At 76.6% G+C, this 14,052-nt stretch carries 17 protein-coding genes; 5 read left to right on the top strand and 12 right to left on the bottom strand.

Features of this window, described 5'->3' with window-relative positions:
• Positions 1-29: 29 nt before the first annotated feature.
• Positions 30-659, bottom strand: a complete 630-nt coding sequence (locus tag ACI79W_RS07230) for a hypothetical protein (protein WP_456561402.1) — start codon at positions 657-659, stop codon at positions 30-32.
• Between the two features lie 19 nt (positions 660-678).
• Here ACI79W_RS07230 and ACI79W_RS07225 point away from each other — a divergent pair, with 19 nt between their 5' ends.
• Both ACI79W_RS07225 and ACI79W_RS07220 read left to right on the top strand, forming a co-directional pair.
• On the top strand, positions 679-912 hold the full coding sequence (locus tag ACI79W_RS07225) for a hypothetical protein (RefSeq protein ID WP_456561401.1): 234 nt from the start codon (positions 679-681) through the stop codon (positions 910-912).
• A gap of 90 nt (positions 913-1,002) precedes the next feature.
• Entirely contained in the window at positions 1,003-1,551 is a 549-nt protein-coding gene (locus tag ACI79W_RS07220) for a hypothetical protein (RefSeq protein WP_456561400.1), read from the top strand.
• 74 nt (positions 1,552-1,625) lie between these two features.
• Here ACI79W_RS07220 and eutC read toward each other — a convergent pair whose 3' ends face one another.
• The 7 genes from eutC to ACI79W_RS07185 form a co-directional block, all read right to left on the bottom strand.
• Positions 1,626-2,351: an ethanolamine ammonia-lyase subunit EutC gene (gene eutC, locus ACI79W_RS07215; protein WP_456561399.1), complete on the bottom strand. Its 726-nt coding sequence runs from the start codon at positions 2,349-2,351 to the stop codon at positions 1,626-1,628.
• Positions 2,348-3,763 (bottom strand): ethanolamine ammonia-lyase subunit EutB, encoded by a 1,416-nt coding sequence (locus ACI79W_RS07210; protein WP_456561398.1) that lies wholly within the window; start codon positions 3,761-3,763, stop codon positions 2,348-2,350. The genes eutC and ACI79W_RS07210 overlap by 4 nt, the downstream gene beginning before the upstream one ends.
• Positions 3,760-5,223 carry an ethanolamine permease gene (gene eat / locus ACI79W_RS07205; protein WP_456561397.1) on the bottom strand — a complete coding sequence of 488 codons (1,464 nt, stop codon included), beginning with the start codon at positions 5,221-5,223 and terminating at the stop codon, positions 3,760-3,762. Before eat ends, ACI79W_RS07210 begins: the two co-directional genes overlap by 4 nt.
• Positions 5,224-5,401: 178 nt before the next feature.
• A complete protein-coding gene (locus tag ACI79W_RS07200; RefSeq protein ID WP_456561396.1) occupies positions 5,402-6,358 on the bottom strand; it encodes a beta-carotene 15,15'-dioxygenase, Brp/Blh family in 957 nt (318 codons plus the stop codon).
• A gap of 46 nt (positions 6,359-6,404) precedes the next feature.
• Complete coding sequence (locus ACI79W_RS07195; protein WP_456561395.1) at positions 6,405-7,325, bottom strand: bacteriorhodopsin; 921 nt, start codon at positions 7,323-7,325, stop codon at positions 6,405-6,407.
• Between the two features lie 136 nt (positions 7,326-7,461).
• On the bottom strand, positions 7,462-8,361 hold the full coding sequence (locus ACI79W_RS07190) for an SDR family NAD(P)-dependent oxidoreductase (RefSeq protein WP_456561394.1): 900 nt from the start codon (positions 8,359-8,361) through the stop codon (positions 7,462-7,464).
• 79 nt (positions 8,362-8,440) lie between these two features.
• Positions 8,441-8,869, bottom strand: coding sequence for a hypothetical protein (locus tag ACI79W_RS07185; RefSeq protein WP_456561393.1), 429 nt, complete (start codon positions 8,867-8,869; stop codon positions 8,441-8,443).
• A gap of 50 nt (positions 8,870-8,919) precedes the next feature.
• Between ACI79W_RS07185 and ACI79W_RS07180 the strand changes: the two genes are divergently transcribed.
• Positions 8,920-9,189: a DUF2277 domain-containing protein gene (locus tag ACI79W_RS07180; protein WP_456561392.1), complete on the top strand. Its 270-nt coding sequence runs from the start codon at positions 8,920-8,922 to the stop codon at positions 9,187-9,189.
• A 176-nt stretch (positions 9,190-9,365) separates the two neighbouring features.
• On the opposite strand, the gene ACI79W_RS07175 is transcribed toward ACI79W_RS07180, so the two are convergent.
• A complete protein-coding gene (locus ACI79W_RS07175) occupies positions 9,366-9,605 on the bottom strand; it encodes a hypothetical protein (RefSeq protein WP_456561391.1) in 240 nt (79 codons plus the stop codon).
• Positions 9,606-9,713: 108 nt separating this feature from the next.
• On the opposite strand from ACI79W_RS07175, the gene ACI79W_RS07170 reads away from it, so the two are divergent.
• Positions 9,714-10,172 carry a GNAT family N-acetyltransferase gene (locus ACI79W_RS07170; RefSeq protein ID WP_456561390.1) on the top strand — a complete coding sequence of 153 codons (459 nt, stop codon included), beginning with the start codon at positions 9,714-9,716 and terminating at the stop codon, positions 10,170-10,172.
• Positions 10,173-10,230: 58 nt separating this feature from the next.
• Positions 10,231-11,682: a hypothetical protein gene (locus ACI79W_RS07165; RefSeq protein WP_456561389.1), complete on the top strand. Its 1,452-nt coding sequence runs from the start codon at positions 10,231-10,233 to the stop codon at positions 11,680-11,682.
• Between the two features lie 10 nt (positions 11,683-11,692).
• On the opposite strand, the gene ACI79W_RS07160 is transcribed toward ACI79W_RS07165, so the two are convergent.
• The 3 genes from ACI79W_RS07160 to ACI79W_RS07150 are packed head-to-tail and all read right to left on the bottom strand — an operon-like array spanning position 11,693 to position 14,042.
• Positions 11,693-12,364: a glycosyltransferase gene (locus ACI79W_RS07160; RefSeq protein ID WP_456561388.1), complete on the bottom strand. Its 672-nt coding sequence runs from the start codon at positions 12,362-12,364 to the stop codon at positions 11,693-11,695.
• A 26-nt stretch (positions 12,365-12,390) separates the two neighbouring features.
• Positions 12,391-13,242, bottom strand: a complete 852-nt coding sequence (locus ACI79W_RS07155) for an NAD-dependent epimerase/dehydratase family protein (RefSeq protein WP_456561387.1) — start codon at positions 13,240-13,242, stop codon at positions 12,391-12,393.
• Positions 13,239-14,042 carry an aldolase/citrate lyase family protein gene (locus ACI79W_RS07150; protein ID WP_456561386.1) on the bottom strand — a complete coding sequence of 268 codons (804 nt, stop codon included), beginning with the start codon at positions 14,040-14,042 and terminating at the stop codon, positions 13,239-13,241. Before ACI79W_RS07150 ends, ACI79W_RS07155 begins: the two co-directional genes overlap by 4 nt.
• Positions 14,043-14,052: the final 10 nt, after the last annotated feature.

Here is a 14,052-nt window from a genome sequence, read left to right as displayed (position 1 = left end):
CCACCCGGCCGACGTGCGGCGCGGGCGGGTCAGACCGCGGGGACGTCGACCGGGATCTCCGGCCCGAGGCGGGCGCCCTGCAGCAGGGCCAGGTCGTCGCCGGACCAGAAGCTCCCGGGGTCGTAGGCGTTCAGCGGGCGGTCGCCGGGCAGCAGGCCCATGGCCGTGTACGTGGCCGCGACCAGCTCGGCGCAGAAGACGGTCTCCGCCGACGTGCGGCGGCGCAGCCGGCCGTTGACCCAGCCGCGCACGAGGCCGCGGGTGGTCGGGAACGGCCGCCCGTCCAGGCGGGCGATCGTCCGCAGCACGGCGTCCTCCATGGCGGGGGTCACCCCGCCGTCCTCTGCCGGGCCGACCAGCTGCCGGAGCCACGCCCGCTGGCCGTACCGCCGGCGCCAGGTGAGGACGGCGTCGCGCAGGTCGTGCAGCTGGACACCGCGCTGATGGGTGCCGCTCCAGGCGTCGGGCAGCGACCTGCCGAGCTCGGCGTGCCAGAGCAGCGGCGGCAGGTCCTCCAGCACGACGGCCATGCCGACGTGGTTCACCGGCGCGTTGGTCAGCGCACGGATGGCGCGGTCGGCGAGCGAGGGGCCGCGGAAGACCCAGACGTCGCCGGTGCGTGTGAGGTCGACCGCGGCGTCCAGGGGGAGTTCGGGCACGGGCCGCTACGTTACGGAGGTGCGTCTCTGGAAGCTGCTCGGACTGGCCGGCCTGGCGGGAGTGACCGCCGGGGGTGTCGTCCTCGCCCGCGACGAGCGGCAGCGCCGCGCCTGCACGCCCGACGACGTGCGGGCCCGGTTGCACGCGCGCGCCGCGGCGGCGCCGGAACCGGAGGCGCCGGCGCCGTCGGCCCCCGCCGAGCTCGCGGGGGGCCGGAAGCACCGGGTGGCCCGGCTCCTGCGCCGCTCCTGAGCAGCCCGCGCGACTCCGGTTGCGCAACCGGCATGCCGTCGGGCGCCCGGGGTAGGGACGGCGCACCACCCCCCACTCCGAGGAGCCGACATGGCCCGCAACACCCTGTCCCGCGCGCTGCACGACCTCGGCCTGTCCGCCTGGTTCGGCGGAACCCTGGCCAACGCCGTCGCCCTGAACGCCGCCGCGGGCGAAGCCGGGGACGACCGGGCCACCGGGCGCGTCGCCAACGCCGGCTGGGACCGCTGGACACCCGTCAACGCCGTCGCCATCGGTGCGCACCTCGTCGGCAGCGTCGGCCAGCTGCGGGCGAACAAGCAGCGGGTGGCCGCCCAGGAGGGCGTCGCCGGCATGTCGACCCTGAAGACCCTGGTCACCGCAGCCGCGCTGGGCGCCACCGCGTACAGCCGCGTGCTCGGGCAGCGCATCTCGGACGCGGGCTCGGTGCCCTCGAAGTCCGGCACCCGGCCCAGCAGGCTCACCAAGGCCGCCCGGGCCGACCTCGCCGCCGCCCAGCAGCAGCTCGACACGCTGCAGTGGGTCATCCCCGCCCTCACCGGCGTGCTGGTGGCGATCAGCTCCTACGCCGGCGAGCAGCAGCGCCCCAGCGAGGTGGCCGCGGGCGTCTCCAGCCGCTGACCGCACCTCCCCCGGCCGGCGTGGCGTCCCGCCCAGCGCCGGCCGGGGCCGAGGGCGGCCACTCCGGGACCGCATCAGGCGCCCAGGGCAGGCCCTTCGTCCTTGAGCGCCACGCCCGAGGCACCCAGCTCCCGGGCGGACGTCAGCAGCCGCACCACCACGTCGGCCGCCTCCGCGTAGCCCAGCCCGTGCGGCGGCCGGACGTTCGAGACGCAGTTGCGCTCGCTGTCGGCCCGGCCCGGGCGCGGGTCCCAGGTGAGGTAGACCCCGAGGGAATCCGCCGAGGAGAGCCCCGGGCGCTCGCCGATGAGCACGAGCACCACCCGGGCGCCCAGCGCCGCGCCGATTGCGTCGCCGAGCGCGACCCGGGCCTGCGTCGCGAGCACCACCGGGCCCACCGACCAGCCCTGCAGCCGGTCGAGCAGCGCCGCCGTCAGGGCCGGCCCGTGCTCGTGCACCGCCCGCGGCGAGAGCCCGTCGGCGAGCACGATGGCCACGTCCGAACCGTCCCTCGGCAGCGTGCACCCGGGCGCCAGCCGCCGGCCGAGGTCGGGCCGCTGCAGGTACTCGGCGCGGTCGGCGGCCGCGGACCGCACCTCGACCACCGGCACCCCGTCGAGGCCGGCCCGCACGAGAGCCGGGTCGAGGGGCTCCTGCACGGCGTCGCGGGCGACCGCGTGGGCCAGCCGGAACTCCAGCTCGCGCGCGGTCGGCAGCCCGTCGCCGGCCCGGCCCAGCGCCACCCGGGCCCGGGTCGCCGCCCGCAGGACCGCCCACGGGTCGCTGCCGGTGACGGTCACGGCCGGGCCGCCGCGAGCAGCGCCTTCGCCGCCGGCGCGTCCGCGGTCAGCGTGCGCACCCGCCCGTCGGCGTCGAGCAGGTCCATCCGCGCGAGCCACGCCTCGAACTCCGGGGCCGGGCGCAGGCCGAGCACCCGCCGGGCGGTGAGGACGTCGGAGAACGACAGCGACTGGTAGTGAAGCATCACGTCGTCGGACCCCGGGACGGCGATGACGAACGAGCAGCCGGCCGCCCCGAGCAGCAGGGTGAGGGTGTCGGTGTCGTCGGCGTCGACCTCGGCGTGGTTGGTGTAGCAGACGTCCACGCCCATGGGCAGGCCGAGCAGCTTGCCGCAGAAGTGGTCCTCCAGCCCGGCCCGGATCACCTGCTTGCCGTCGTAGAGGTATTCCGGCCCGATGAACCCGACGACGGTGTTCACCAGCAGCGGCTCGAAGTGCCGGGCCACCGCGTAGGCGCGGCACTCCAGCGTCTGCTGGTCCACCGGCCGCCCGTCGACCCCGCGGTGCGCGCCGGCCGACAGCGCCGACCCCTGCCCCGTCTCGAAGTAGGTGACGTTGCGCCCGACGGTGCCCCGGCCCAGCTCCAGGGCGCCCGCCCGCGCCTCGGCCAGCAGGTCCAGCGTCACGCCGAAGCCGCGGTTGGCCTCCTGCGTTCCGGCCACGGACTGGAACACCAGGTCCACCGGCGCCCCCTGCTCCAGCGCGCGCAGCGTGGTCGTCACGTGCGCGAGCACGCAGGACTGGGTGGGGATCTCGTAGCGGCGGATGACGGCGTCGACCAGTTCCAGCAGAGCCACCGTCCGCGCCGGTGAGTCGGTGGCCGGGTTGATGCCGATGACCGCGTCGCCGGACCCCTGCAGCAGCCCGTCGACGATCGACGCCGTCACCCCCACCGGGTCGTCGGTCGGGTGGTTGGGCTGCAGCCGGGAGGCCAGCCGGCCGGGCAGGCCCAGGGTGCTGCGGAGGCCGGTCACCACCCGCGCCCGCCGCCCGACCGCGACCAGGTCGGCGTTGCGCATGAGCTTCGAGGTGGCCGCGACCATCTCCGGGGTCAGGCCGCGGGCCAGCGAGCTGATCGCGGTCTCGTCGCCCTCGGCGGCCCAGGTGAGCAGCTCGTCGCGGAACTCCCCCACGGTCAGCCCGGCCACCGGCGCGAAGGCCACCGGGTCGTGGGTGTCGAGGATCAGCCGCGTGACGTCGTCCTCCTCGTAGCCGACGACCTGCTCCTCCAGGAAGGTGGTCAGCGGCAGGTCGGCGAGCACCACCTGCGCGGCCACCCGCTGCGCCGCCGACTCCGCCGCGCACCCGGCCAGCACGTCACCGGAGCGGAGCGGCGTCGCCTTGGCCAGCAGGTCCGACAGCGACGGGAACTCGTAGGTGCGCCCGCCCAGCCTCGTGCGCCGCACGGTCATCGCACCTCCTCCTCGGCCGCGGCGAGCAGCTCGAACTCCTCCTCGGGGGCCGAGGCCACCAGGTGGTGGCGGCTGTAGAGGGCGAAGTAGCCGAGGAAGACCGCGTAGGCGCCCAGCGTCCACAGCGCGGCGACCTCGTCGACCAGGAAGGTGGCGACGACGGCCGCCGCGGCCAGCACCAGCGCGACGCCGGTGGTCGCCGTGCCGCCCGGCGTCCGGTACGGGCGGGGCAGGTCGGGCTCGCGGCGGCGCAGCACGATGTGGCTGACCATCATCAGCACGTAGGAGACCGTGGCGCCGAAGACGGCCATGTTCAGCAGCATCGCCCCCTGGCCGGTCAGCGACAGCACGAAGCCGATCGCTCCGGGCACCAGCAGCGCCAGCACGGGGGCCCTGCGGCCGTTGGTCACCGACAGGGCGCGCGGCAGGTAGCCCGCGCGGGACAGCGCGAAGGTTTGCCGCGAGTAGGCGTAGATGATCGAGAAGAAGCTGGCCACCAGCCCGAACAGCCCGGCGTAGTTCACCACCGTGACCAGCGCCGCGGGCGAGCCGGCCACCTCCAGCGCCTCCACCGGCGGGTTGCCGCTGGCCGACATCGCCGCCGAGCCCCCGGCGCCCGCGGTGAAGACGAGCATGAGCAGGGCCAGCACCAGCAGCAGCCCCATGGCGGCGACGATGCCGCGCGGCATCGCCCGGGCGGGGTCGCGGGCTTCCTCGGCGGCCAGCGGCACGCACTCGACCGCCAGGAAGAACCAGATGGCGAACGGGAACGCCGCCCAGATGCCCATGAGGCCGAACGGCAGGAAGTCCGAGGCGCCGGCGGCGCCGGTGGGCGCGATGTCGAGCAGGTTCGACGAGTCGAACGCCGGGATCGCCCCCGCCAGGTACACCACCAGCCCGGCGACGGCGATGCCCGCGATGACCAGCATCACCGACAGCGCCTCGCCGACGCCCATGAGGTGGATGCCGATGAACAGCGCGTACACGACCAGGTAGACCCACCAGCCGTCGGTGATGCCGAAGAGGCCGAGCGACTCCACGTAGGCGCCGATGAAGGTGGCGATCGCCGCGGGCGCGATCGCGTACTCGATGAGCACCGCGACGCCGGTGGCGTACCCGCCCCAGGGGCCCAGCGCGCGGCGGGCGAAGGTGTAGCCGCCACCCGCCGTCGGCAGGGCGGAGCCCAGCTCGGCGAGCCCGAGCACCATGGCCGAGTACATGACCGCCATGAGGACGACGGCGATCAGCAGCCCGCCGAAGCCGCCCTCGGCCAGCCCGAAGTTCCAGCCCGCGTAGTCACCCGAGATCACCGCGGCGACGCCGAGGCCGGCCAGCAGCACCCAGCCGGCCGTGCCGGTGCGCAGCTGCCGCTTCTGGTGGTACCCGGCCTCCACCGCCTCGGCCTCGACGCCGTGCCGGGCCACCGGCCGGGTGTGGTGTTCCTGTGGTTCCGCGGTCATGGGCCGGCCTCCGGGTGGGCCCCCGCAGGTCGGGTGGGGCCAGCCTGGCCCCGCGCCGTCGCCGGGGCAATGCCCTGTGACGGGACGGAACACGCTGTTCACACGCCCGGCGACCGCCTGCGGGTGCGCCGACCGCGGGGCAGCACCGCGTCCGGGCGCTCGCCCCCCGCGTCCCGGGTCACCCGACGGTGCCGCGCGCCGCGGTCCGGTCGACCCAGCCGACGACGAGGACGTGCGGCAGCGTCAGGGCCGCGAGCAGCGGCAGGTCCGTCGCGACGAGTCCGCGCCAGCCGTCCGCCCAGGACCAGAGGGCGGCGAGCGCCAGGAGGACGGCGGCGGTGGGCGCGCCGGCCGCCAGGGAGAACCGGCGCAGCGGCGACGCCAGCCGGCCCGCGACGAGGTCGGGACCGTTCGCCGGGTCCTCGGCCACCACCCTCGCGATGTGCCGCACCGAGTGCCAGGCCCCGAAGTAGACGCCGAATGCGGCCAGCGGCGGGACCACGAGCACCACCGCCACCAGGAGCCCGACCTCCCCGGCCTCCAGCCACCGGTGGCGGCGGGCCAGGTCGAGCGCGAGCGCTCCCCCCGCGCCGACGAGCACGGCGACGGCGGCCGACGCGACCCCGGGCGGTACGCCGCCCCAGCCAGGAGCCACGGCCTCGGCGAGCGCGCCGGTGTCGCTGCCGGGAACGCCCAGGCCGCGGAGCAACGGCACCAGCAGCACGAGGCCCCCGAGGGTCAGCGACGCCGCCGGCCGCGGCCGCACGGGGCGACCGGCGCGCAGGTCGGCGAAGGCCGTCTCCCCGGTTCCGAAGTGCCATGCCGAGACCAGGACGAAGAGCATCAGCGCCGGGCCGGGCGCGGCGGTGAAGACCCCGTAGGCCCCGGCGGCCAGGCCGGCGTACGCGGCCGCGAAGCTGGCCAGCCGGGTCGGCCGCCAGCCGAACCGCCAGGCGGGTACGAGGTGGTCCACAGCACCGTGCGGCAGCCCCAGGAGGAGTCCCGCGACCAGCACCGCCGCCGAGCCGGTGGTTCCCCAGCCACCGGGGACGACGACCTCGACCGCCAGGACCGCCCCGGCCGTCGCGCACGACCACCCGGTCGCGGCCCGGGCAGGAGCTCCGAACGGGGCCACGGGGGCGCGCCCGGTCGCCGACGCGGCGACGCCCCCGGACACGCCGTCAGCCGCGGGCGGGGCGGATGTCCTCACCCCGGACCCGGCCGATCACCGCCGTCGACACCCGGGTGAGCTCCGGGAGCACGGCGTCGCTCTTGTGCACGTTGCTCGACCACACCGGCTCGGTGTGGGTGTCGACGCCGGCGACGACGTCCTCGGCGGTCCGGAGTTTGGCGACCTTGTGGATCAGCACGCCGAAGCCGACCTTTGCCACGACGTCCGTCACCGAGTAGCCGACCTGCATGGTGGTGAGCCAGGCCGGGGTGACGTCGACGAACACGGGGATGGAGTAGATCAGCGGGTAGATGCCGAAGCTGCCGAGCAGCACGATCGTCGCGTTGCGGAGGGTGGTGGCGGCCTCCGCGCCCATGGTCGGCAGGGACGCCCGGACCGCACCGATCAGCGCGACGTAGAGGTAGACCAGGAAGGTCGTGCTGACGAGGCCCCACACGACCAGCGCCGTGGTGTCGCGGCCCTGGGCGATCACCTGGGAGCCCATGTACCCGGTGACGATCATGAGGAAGGCCGCGGCCATGGTCGTGAAGCGCAGGTTGCGCGCCCTCGCGCCGGCGAGCGAGCACACCGCCAGCAGCTCGACCATCAGCAGCGGCACGGTGATCGACCAGTCGATGTAGCGGCTGCTGATCGTCTGCAGCGCTTCCGGGTTCGGCACGTACACGTCGCCCTGGAGCGTGAAACCGGTGTCCCACTTGCTGACCATGCGGGCGTAGGCGAGGGCCGCCACCGCCGCGAGGCAGAAGCCGGCGTAGGCCGAGGGGCGGTACCGCGCCGACACCTCCTCCCGGCTGGTGAGCGCGTACAGGAAGTAGGCGAACAGCGCGAACCCCGCGCCGAGGAGCGCCAGCTGGACGACGTCGTAGAGGCCCGGGGGCATCGTCTGCAGCTCGGGGGCGGTGTCTTCCATGCGAGCTCCTGGATGTCGCGCGACGGCGAGCCCCGGACCGGGCCGCCCCATTCCCGCCCGGGTGCCGGGGCGGTGCGGCGCCCCTACCCGCACCCGCCGTCCGCAACCGGGCGGCGGACGACCCCGGGTCGGCGGGTCAGATGCTGCGCCACCGCCCTTCGACGGCGTTGCCCTCGGGCCGGGACCGGAACACGTTGCCCTCGGTGGGCGGCACGTCGTCCCCGGCCAGGGCGAAGGTGCGCAGCAGCGGCTCGACGAGGACGTCGTACAGCCCGGGCAGCAACCGGAACCCCGCGGTCACCACGTGGTTGAGCGGCCCCGCCTGCACGGCCCGGCGCGGCCGGTCGACCGTGGCGAGCACCCGGCGGGCCACCCGCGCCGCGGAGTAGACCGGCGGGGGCGGGCGCCCGGTCGAGCCGGCGTACGAGGCGCCCTGGTGGTAGATCGGCGTGTTGACGCCGCCCGGGTGGACCACCGAGACCGAGATCCCCGGCTCGTCCCGGGTCTCCTGCTGCAGCACCCGGGCCAGCGCCAGCTGGCCCCACTTGGCGACGGCGTAGCTCCCCAGCAGCGGCGTCGTCACGGTGCCGAGCAGCGAGTTGACGATCACCAGGTGCCCGGCGCGCTGGCGGCGGAAGACCGGCAGGACGTGGCGGGCCAGGGTCGCGGTGCCGTGCAGGGAGGTGTCGACGACGCGCTCGTACACCTCCTTGGGGACGTCCTCGATCCGGCCGTAGGCCATCACCTGCGCGCAGTGGACGACGACGTCGAGCCGGCCGAACTCCCGCACCGCAGCGGCGACGACCGCGGCGATCGCCTCCTCGTCGAGCACGTCGGCCGGGCACACCGTCACGGCGGCCGCGCCGGCGGCGCGCAGCTCCTCGGCGGTCTCCTCGAGCGGCGACCGGCCGCGGGCCACCAGCAGCAGCCGGGCGCCGCGGCGGGCCAGCCGCACCGCCGTCGCCCGGCCGATGCCGCTGGAGGCGCCGGTGACCAGCACCGTGAGGGGTGACCCGCTCGGGTCGGGGATCGGCACGGGGAGCTCCTCGCTGGGGCGGCGATCGGTGCCCGGGGGCACCGGTTGTCCGCAACCGGCTACCCGACCGGCCCCGTGGTCATGCGGTGCGCCGGTCGAGCTCGGCCAGCAGCCACCCCGGGCCGGTCGCCGCGACGCCGTCGGGCAACCGGGCGCGCAGGCCCCGGTCGGCGGTCACCACGAGCACGTCCTCGCCGGCGTCCGCGAGCCCGACGGCCGTCCCGGCGAGGGCGTCGTCCCCGCTGCCGGGGGCGCGCACCACCGCCACCCCGGCGGGCGCGGGGACGTCGCGGGCCCGGCCCTCGACGACGGCGACCACCGCGGTGCAGGACAGCTCGCGTCCGTCGGGCCCGGTCACCGTTCCGCCCGTGAGCCCGGTCAGCCGCTCCAGCAGGCGGCCGGCCGCCCCGGCCCGGTCCTTCCACCAGCCGTCGGGACGGGCGCCGACCACGTTGGCCACGTCCACCAGCACCACCGCCATCGCGTCGTCCTCCTCCGTCTCCCGCACCGCGCTCCGCGGCCGTCCCGCCGGGTGGACGCGCCCCTACGCTGCCCGGCATGTGCCGGAACATCCGCCCGCTGGCCAACTTCGCGCCCCCGGCCGCCGAGGACGAGATCCACGCCGCAGCCCTCCAGTACGTCCGCAAGATCAGCGGTACGGCCAAGCCCTCGCGCGCGAACGCCGAGGCGTTCGAGCAGGCCGTGGCCGAGGTGGCCGCCGCCTCCGCGCGGCTCCTCGACTCCCTGGTCACCGCCGCCCCGCCCAAGGACCGGGAGGTCGAGGCCGCGAAGGCGCGCGCTCGCTCCGCCGCCCGCTACGGCACCTGATCCCCGCACGGTGGGCGGGGCGCGATCCGGTTGCACGTCACCGGCATGACCGCACGACGGGCGGGTACCTCTGCACGGTCGTCCGTCGAGAAGGGGCGTCGCCTTCTGGGCGGTGGGTCGCTGCCAGCTGGTGGCCCGGGCCGTCGCCGCGCTGGGCGGCTGACGGCCCGGGCCGGTCAGTTCTCCGAGGCCGGGCCGATGTCGTGCGGGTCGGGCGTGCGGAAGGTCGTGTCCCCCGGTGGGTCGGTGTCCTCCCCCACGGCCGCGTCATCGGTCTCCGGCGCACGGTCGGGGTCCTCGCCGCCGATCCCGTACCCGTCGGCGGTCGGGGGCGCACCGGCTCCCGGATCGGCCGCCGGGATGCCGTCGTCGGGCTGGCGGCCGGAGAAGGGGTCCAGGGCGTCCATCATCGACATGCCGCCCTCCTACCCCGCAACCGCGCGTCACTCCCCGCTGCCCCGACTTTTCCGCGGGCGGACCCCCCGCGCGCAGGATCGGCCCGCCCCCCCGGCTACAACTCCTGCATGACCTCCGCCGGGACCGCCCCCCAACCCGTGCTGCGCCGCGCCCGGTTCGCCGACCTCACACCCTTCGAGGTCTACGCCTTGTGCCGGCTGCGCGTGGACGTCTTCGTGGTCGAGCAGGAATGCCCCTACCCGGAGCTCGACGGCCGGGACGCGGAGCCCACCACCGAGCACCTCTGGTTCGAGGAGGGCGGCGAGGTGCTGGCGACCATCCGCGTGCTCGACGACGGCGGGACCCGGGCCATCGGCCGGGTGGCCACCGCCGGGGTGGCGCGCGGTCGCGGGCTGGCCGGGCGGCTGATCGAGGCCGCCCTGGCGAGCTACGGCGACGGGCCCCTGACGCTGGGCGCGCAGGCGCACCTCGAGGAGTGGTACGGGCGGTTCGGCTTCCGCCGGAGCGGGCCCGGCTACCTGGAGGACGGCATCCCGCACGTCCCGATGCGGCGGGAGCCCGCCTGATCGACCGGGCCGCGGTGCCGTGAGCGGCGGCCCGCTCAGGGTCGCCTAACCTGCTGGGGTGCCGACGGCGACGGAGAGCCCCTCCCCGGTCACCGCTCCCGACGACGCGGACCGGGAGCCGGCCTCGCCGCGCTGGTCGCCGGTGGAGCTGCTGCCCGCGGTGCTCGTCGCCCTCCTCGGAGGGTGGCTGCTGCTGCCCGGCCACGGCCTCTGGTTCGACGAGCTGTTCACCGCTGAGGTGGCCCGCCTGCCCCTGGGCGACATCCTGACCGCGATCGCCACCGGCGAGGGGACCGCGAGCTACCTGGCCGGCGTGCCGCCGTCCTACAACGCCCCCTACTACCTGGTGACGCACCTGTGGACGTCGGTGCCCGGCCTCGGCGGTGACGCCTCGCTCCGCGTCCTGTCCCTCCTGGCGACAGCGGGCGGCCTCTCCCTGACCACCCGTGCGCTCACCCGCCTCGCCGGCCGGGGCACGGGTGTGCTCGCCGGGCTGGTGCTCGCCGCCAACCCGCTGGTGCTCGAGCAGTCGGTCGAGGCCCGCAGCTACGGGCTCGCCGTCCTCGCGACCGGCGCGGCGGCGCTGGGGCTGGTCCGCTGGCTCCAGGAGCCGCCCCGGGGACTGGTGCTGTTCGGGCTGGCGGGCGCGGGGATGGGGCTGGCCCACTGGTACGCGCTCACCGTGCTCGCGGCCTTCGCGACCGCCGCCCTGCTGCTCCGGCGCCGGCAGGCCCTGCCGGTCGTGCTCACCGGCGCCCTGGCCGGGTTGCCCGCCGTGGGTTTCGTGGCGCTCGCCGTCCTGAACGGGACGGGCGCGCGCAACGCCGAGCACCTGCGCGACACCGGCGGGCAGCTGGTCGCGCTCGCCGCCGAGGCCTGGGCCGGTGGTCGGACCCCACTCCTCTTCCTCGGGCTGGGCCTCGCCGTGGTCGGGGCGTTCCGCGCCACCGGCGCCCGCGTGGTCGGTGCCTGCTGGCTGGTCGTGCCCCTACTTCTGCTGGTGGCCGCCGAACTGGTGCGGCCGGTGTACCTGCCCCGCTACCTGCTGGCCGGGCTGCTGGGCCTGGGCGTGCTGGCGGCGGCCGGCGCGATGGCGCTCCCGCGGCCGGCCCGGGTCCCGGCGGGTGCCCTCCTGCTGGCCTGCTCCCTGCTGGCCTCCGCCCCGCTGGCCGACCGGGGTCCGCGCGAGCGGGCCGACGACCTGGTCGCGGTGCTGGCCGAGGTGCACCAGCCCGGCGAGCCGGTCGTCGCCGCCGACCAGCGGTCGGCCACCGGCCTCGACCACTACGTCCGGCTCCTGGCGCCCCGGCTGCGCCCGGACGTCGTCCTCCCCCCGGACGACGCACCGCCGGGTGCGGACCGGGTCTGGGTGGTGCGCCGGCTCCTCGACGGCGAGCCCGAGCCCACCGACGACGACGCGATCCTCCGCGCGGCGGGACTGCGCATGGTCGAGGAGCGCGGGTTCCCGGCCGGCAAGACCGACCTGGTGCTGCAGCTCTGGAGCCGGTGACCGCCCGTGGTCAGCGGCGGCCGCGCGCGGCCCAGGAGAGCGACCGCAGCGACTGCCGCACACGGGCACGGGCCGTCCAGGCCGACCGGCCCACCGGTCGCCGGTCGCGGACGACCGGCACGCTCGCGACCGGCCGGCCGGAGCGGCCGACTGCCAGCACCACGCTCGGCGCCCCCTGCTCCTGCACGGCCGTGACGACGGCGGCCCGCACGGCCGGGCCCATGGCGAGGAAGGCACCGGCGTCCGGCGGCAGACCGGTCAGCCGGGCCGCCACCCGCCGGTGGAGCGTGCCGGTGAGCCGCCGCAGCGGCGACTCGTAGCGGCCGCGCCGCCCGGCGAAGACCGCCGCCACGTCGCCGGCGGCCAGCCGGTGGAGCAGCAGCGGCACCGCCTCCGGCGGGTCCTGGAGGTCGGCGTCCAGGCAGACCCAGACGTCGCCGGCCGCCTCCTCGGCGAGCCCGCGCGCCAGCGCCGCGTGCTGCCCGACGTTGACCGCCAGCTCGGTGACCGCGATCCGGCCGTCCCGGGCGGCGAGCGCGCGCGCCACGGCGGCGCTGCCGTCCGGCGAGGCGTCGACGACCAGCCGCAGCCGCCAGGGCCGGCCGGTGAGCGCCGCACCGAGCCGGTCGGCGAGCTCCGCGAGGGTCGCCTCGTTGCCGTGCACGGGGACGACGACCGCCACCTGGGGACCCGCTCCCCCGCCGGCGGTCACCCCGCGGCCCAGGTCCGGGTCAGGCCCTCCGCGAGGTCCACCGTGGGGGCCCAGCCCAGCAGCCGCCGGGCCAGCGCCGGGTCGCAGACCCAGTCGGCGGTGTCCCAGTCGCGCCCGGGGTGCGCGCCCGGGGCGGTCGGGATCGGCCGACCGGTGACCCGTTCGGCGGTGGCGACGAGCTCCTCGGTGGCGGTCTGCACCCCGGTGCCGATGTTCAGCACGGCGCCGGGGGGCAGGTCGCCGGCCACCGCGGCGCGGACGCAGGCGTCGACGACGTCACCCACCCACACCCAGTCCCGCCGGCTGACGTGGGCGGGCAGGGCCACGGTGCCGCCGGTGCGGGCGGCGGTCAGCACGACCGGGACGAGGCGGGTGGGGTGGTCGCCCGGCCCGTAGACCTGGAAGGCGCGCAGCACGGCCGCCCGGATCCCGCGCTCGGCCGCCGCCGCCTGCAGGAGCAGCGAGCCGGCGGCCTTGGTCGCGCCGAAGAAGCCGCGCGGCTGCAGGGCGGCGTCCTCGGCGAGCGGGTGCGGCGCGGCGGCGTACTCGGTGGAGGAGCCGAGCCGGACCACGACCCGGCAGCGGTCGGGCAGGGCATCGACGAGCCAGGGGGTGGTGTTGACCGCCGTCGTGGCGGCGCGCTCCGCCGCCGTGGCCTTCGCCCGGCCGGCGGCGAGCGCGAAGACGACGTCCGGGTCCGCGGCGGTCACGGCCGCGGCGCCGGCGACCGGATCGGCCAGGTCGACGTCCCGGCGGGTCAGCCCGGTGACCTGCCAGCCGTCCCGCTCCAGCCGCGCCACCAGGTGCCGGCCGACGAACCCGCCGGCGCCGGTCACCAGGGCTCTCACGCCGGCAGCGCCACCCGCGCCGGGACCTGCTGCGCCATCGCCGTGACGGCGTCGACGAACGCCCGGCGGGAGGCGGTGGCGCGCTCGGCGCCGGCCCGGCGCAGCTCGTCCAGAGCGCGCAGCAGGAGCGGCACCTCCACGAACGGGTCGCGCCCGGCCATGTCGGCGGTGAAGGACCGGCGGAGGAACGTGAAGCCCGTGCCGATGCGGACCAGCTCGGCGGCCAGCAGGTCACCGGGCACGGGGAACCCCCGGCCCGGGAGCGTCAGGCCCCCCACCCCGAACGGCACGGCCACCTGCGCCCGCACCGCGTCGACCGTGCCGTCCACGAGCGGGGCGAACAACGAGGTCGACCGGCGGTCGATCCGCAGGTCGTTCAGCCCGACGTAGATCCGCGAGAGGGGCCGCTGCGCCAGCTCCGCCGCCCGGTCCACCGCTTCCTGCGTCTCCACCAGGATGCCCAGGCCGCACCGGCCCGCGACGAGGTCGAGGGTCCGGTCCACCTCCTCGGTGGAGCGCACCATGGGCAGCAGCAGCTCGTCGGCCCCGCGGGCGATCGCGTCGGTCACCTCGTCGGCCGTCCACGGCCCGAAGCCGTTGACCCGGCAGAGCACGCGGCCCGAGGTCGCCGCCCGCACCCGCGTCAGGTCCTCGGGGGTGTCCTCGTTGACCTGGGTCCCCTCCCCCGCCTGCCGACGCAGCTTGCCGCGCCGCTCCCAGTCGATGACGATGCCGGCGGCACCGGCAGCCACGACGTCGCGCCCCCACTGCGGGTCGACGGTGAAGAGGAACAGGTCCATGCGCGTCAGC

This window comes from Blastococcus sp. SYSU DS0533, from assembly GCF_054050775.1.
This window is presented reverse-complemented; position numbering and strand designations above follow the sequence as displayed.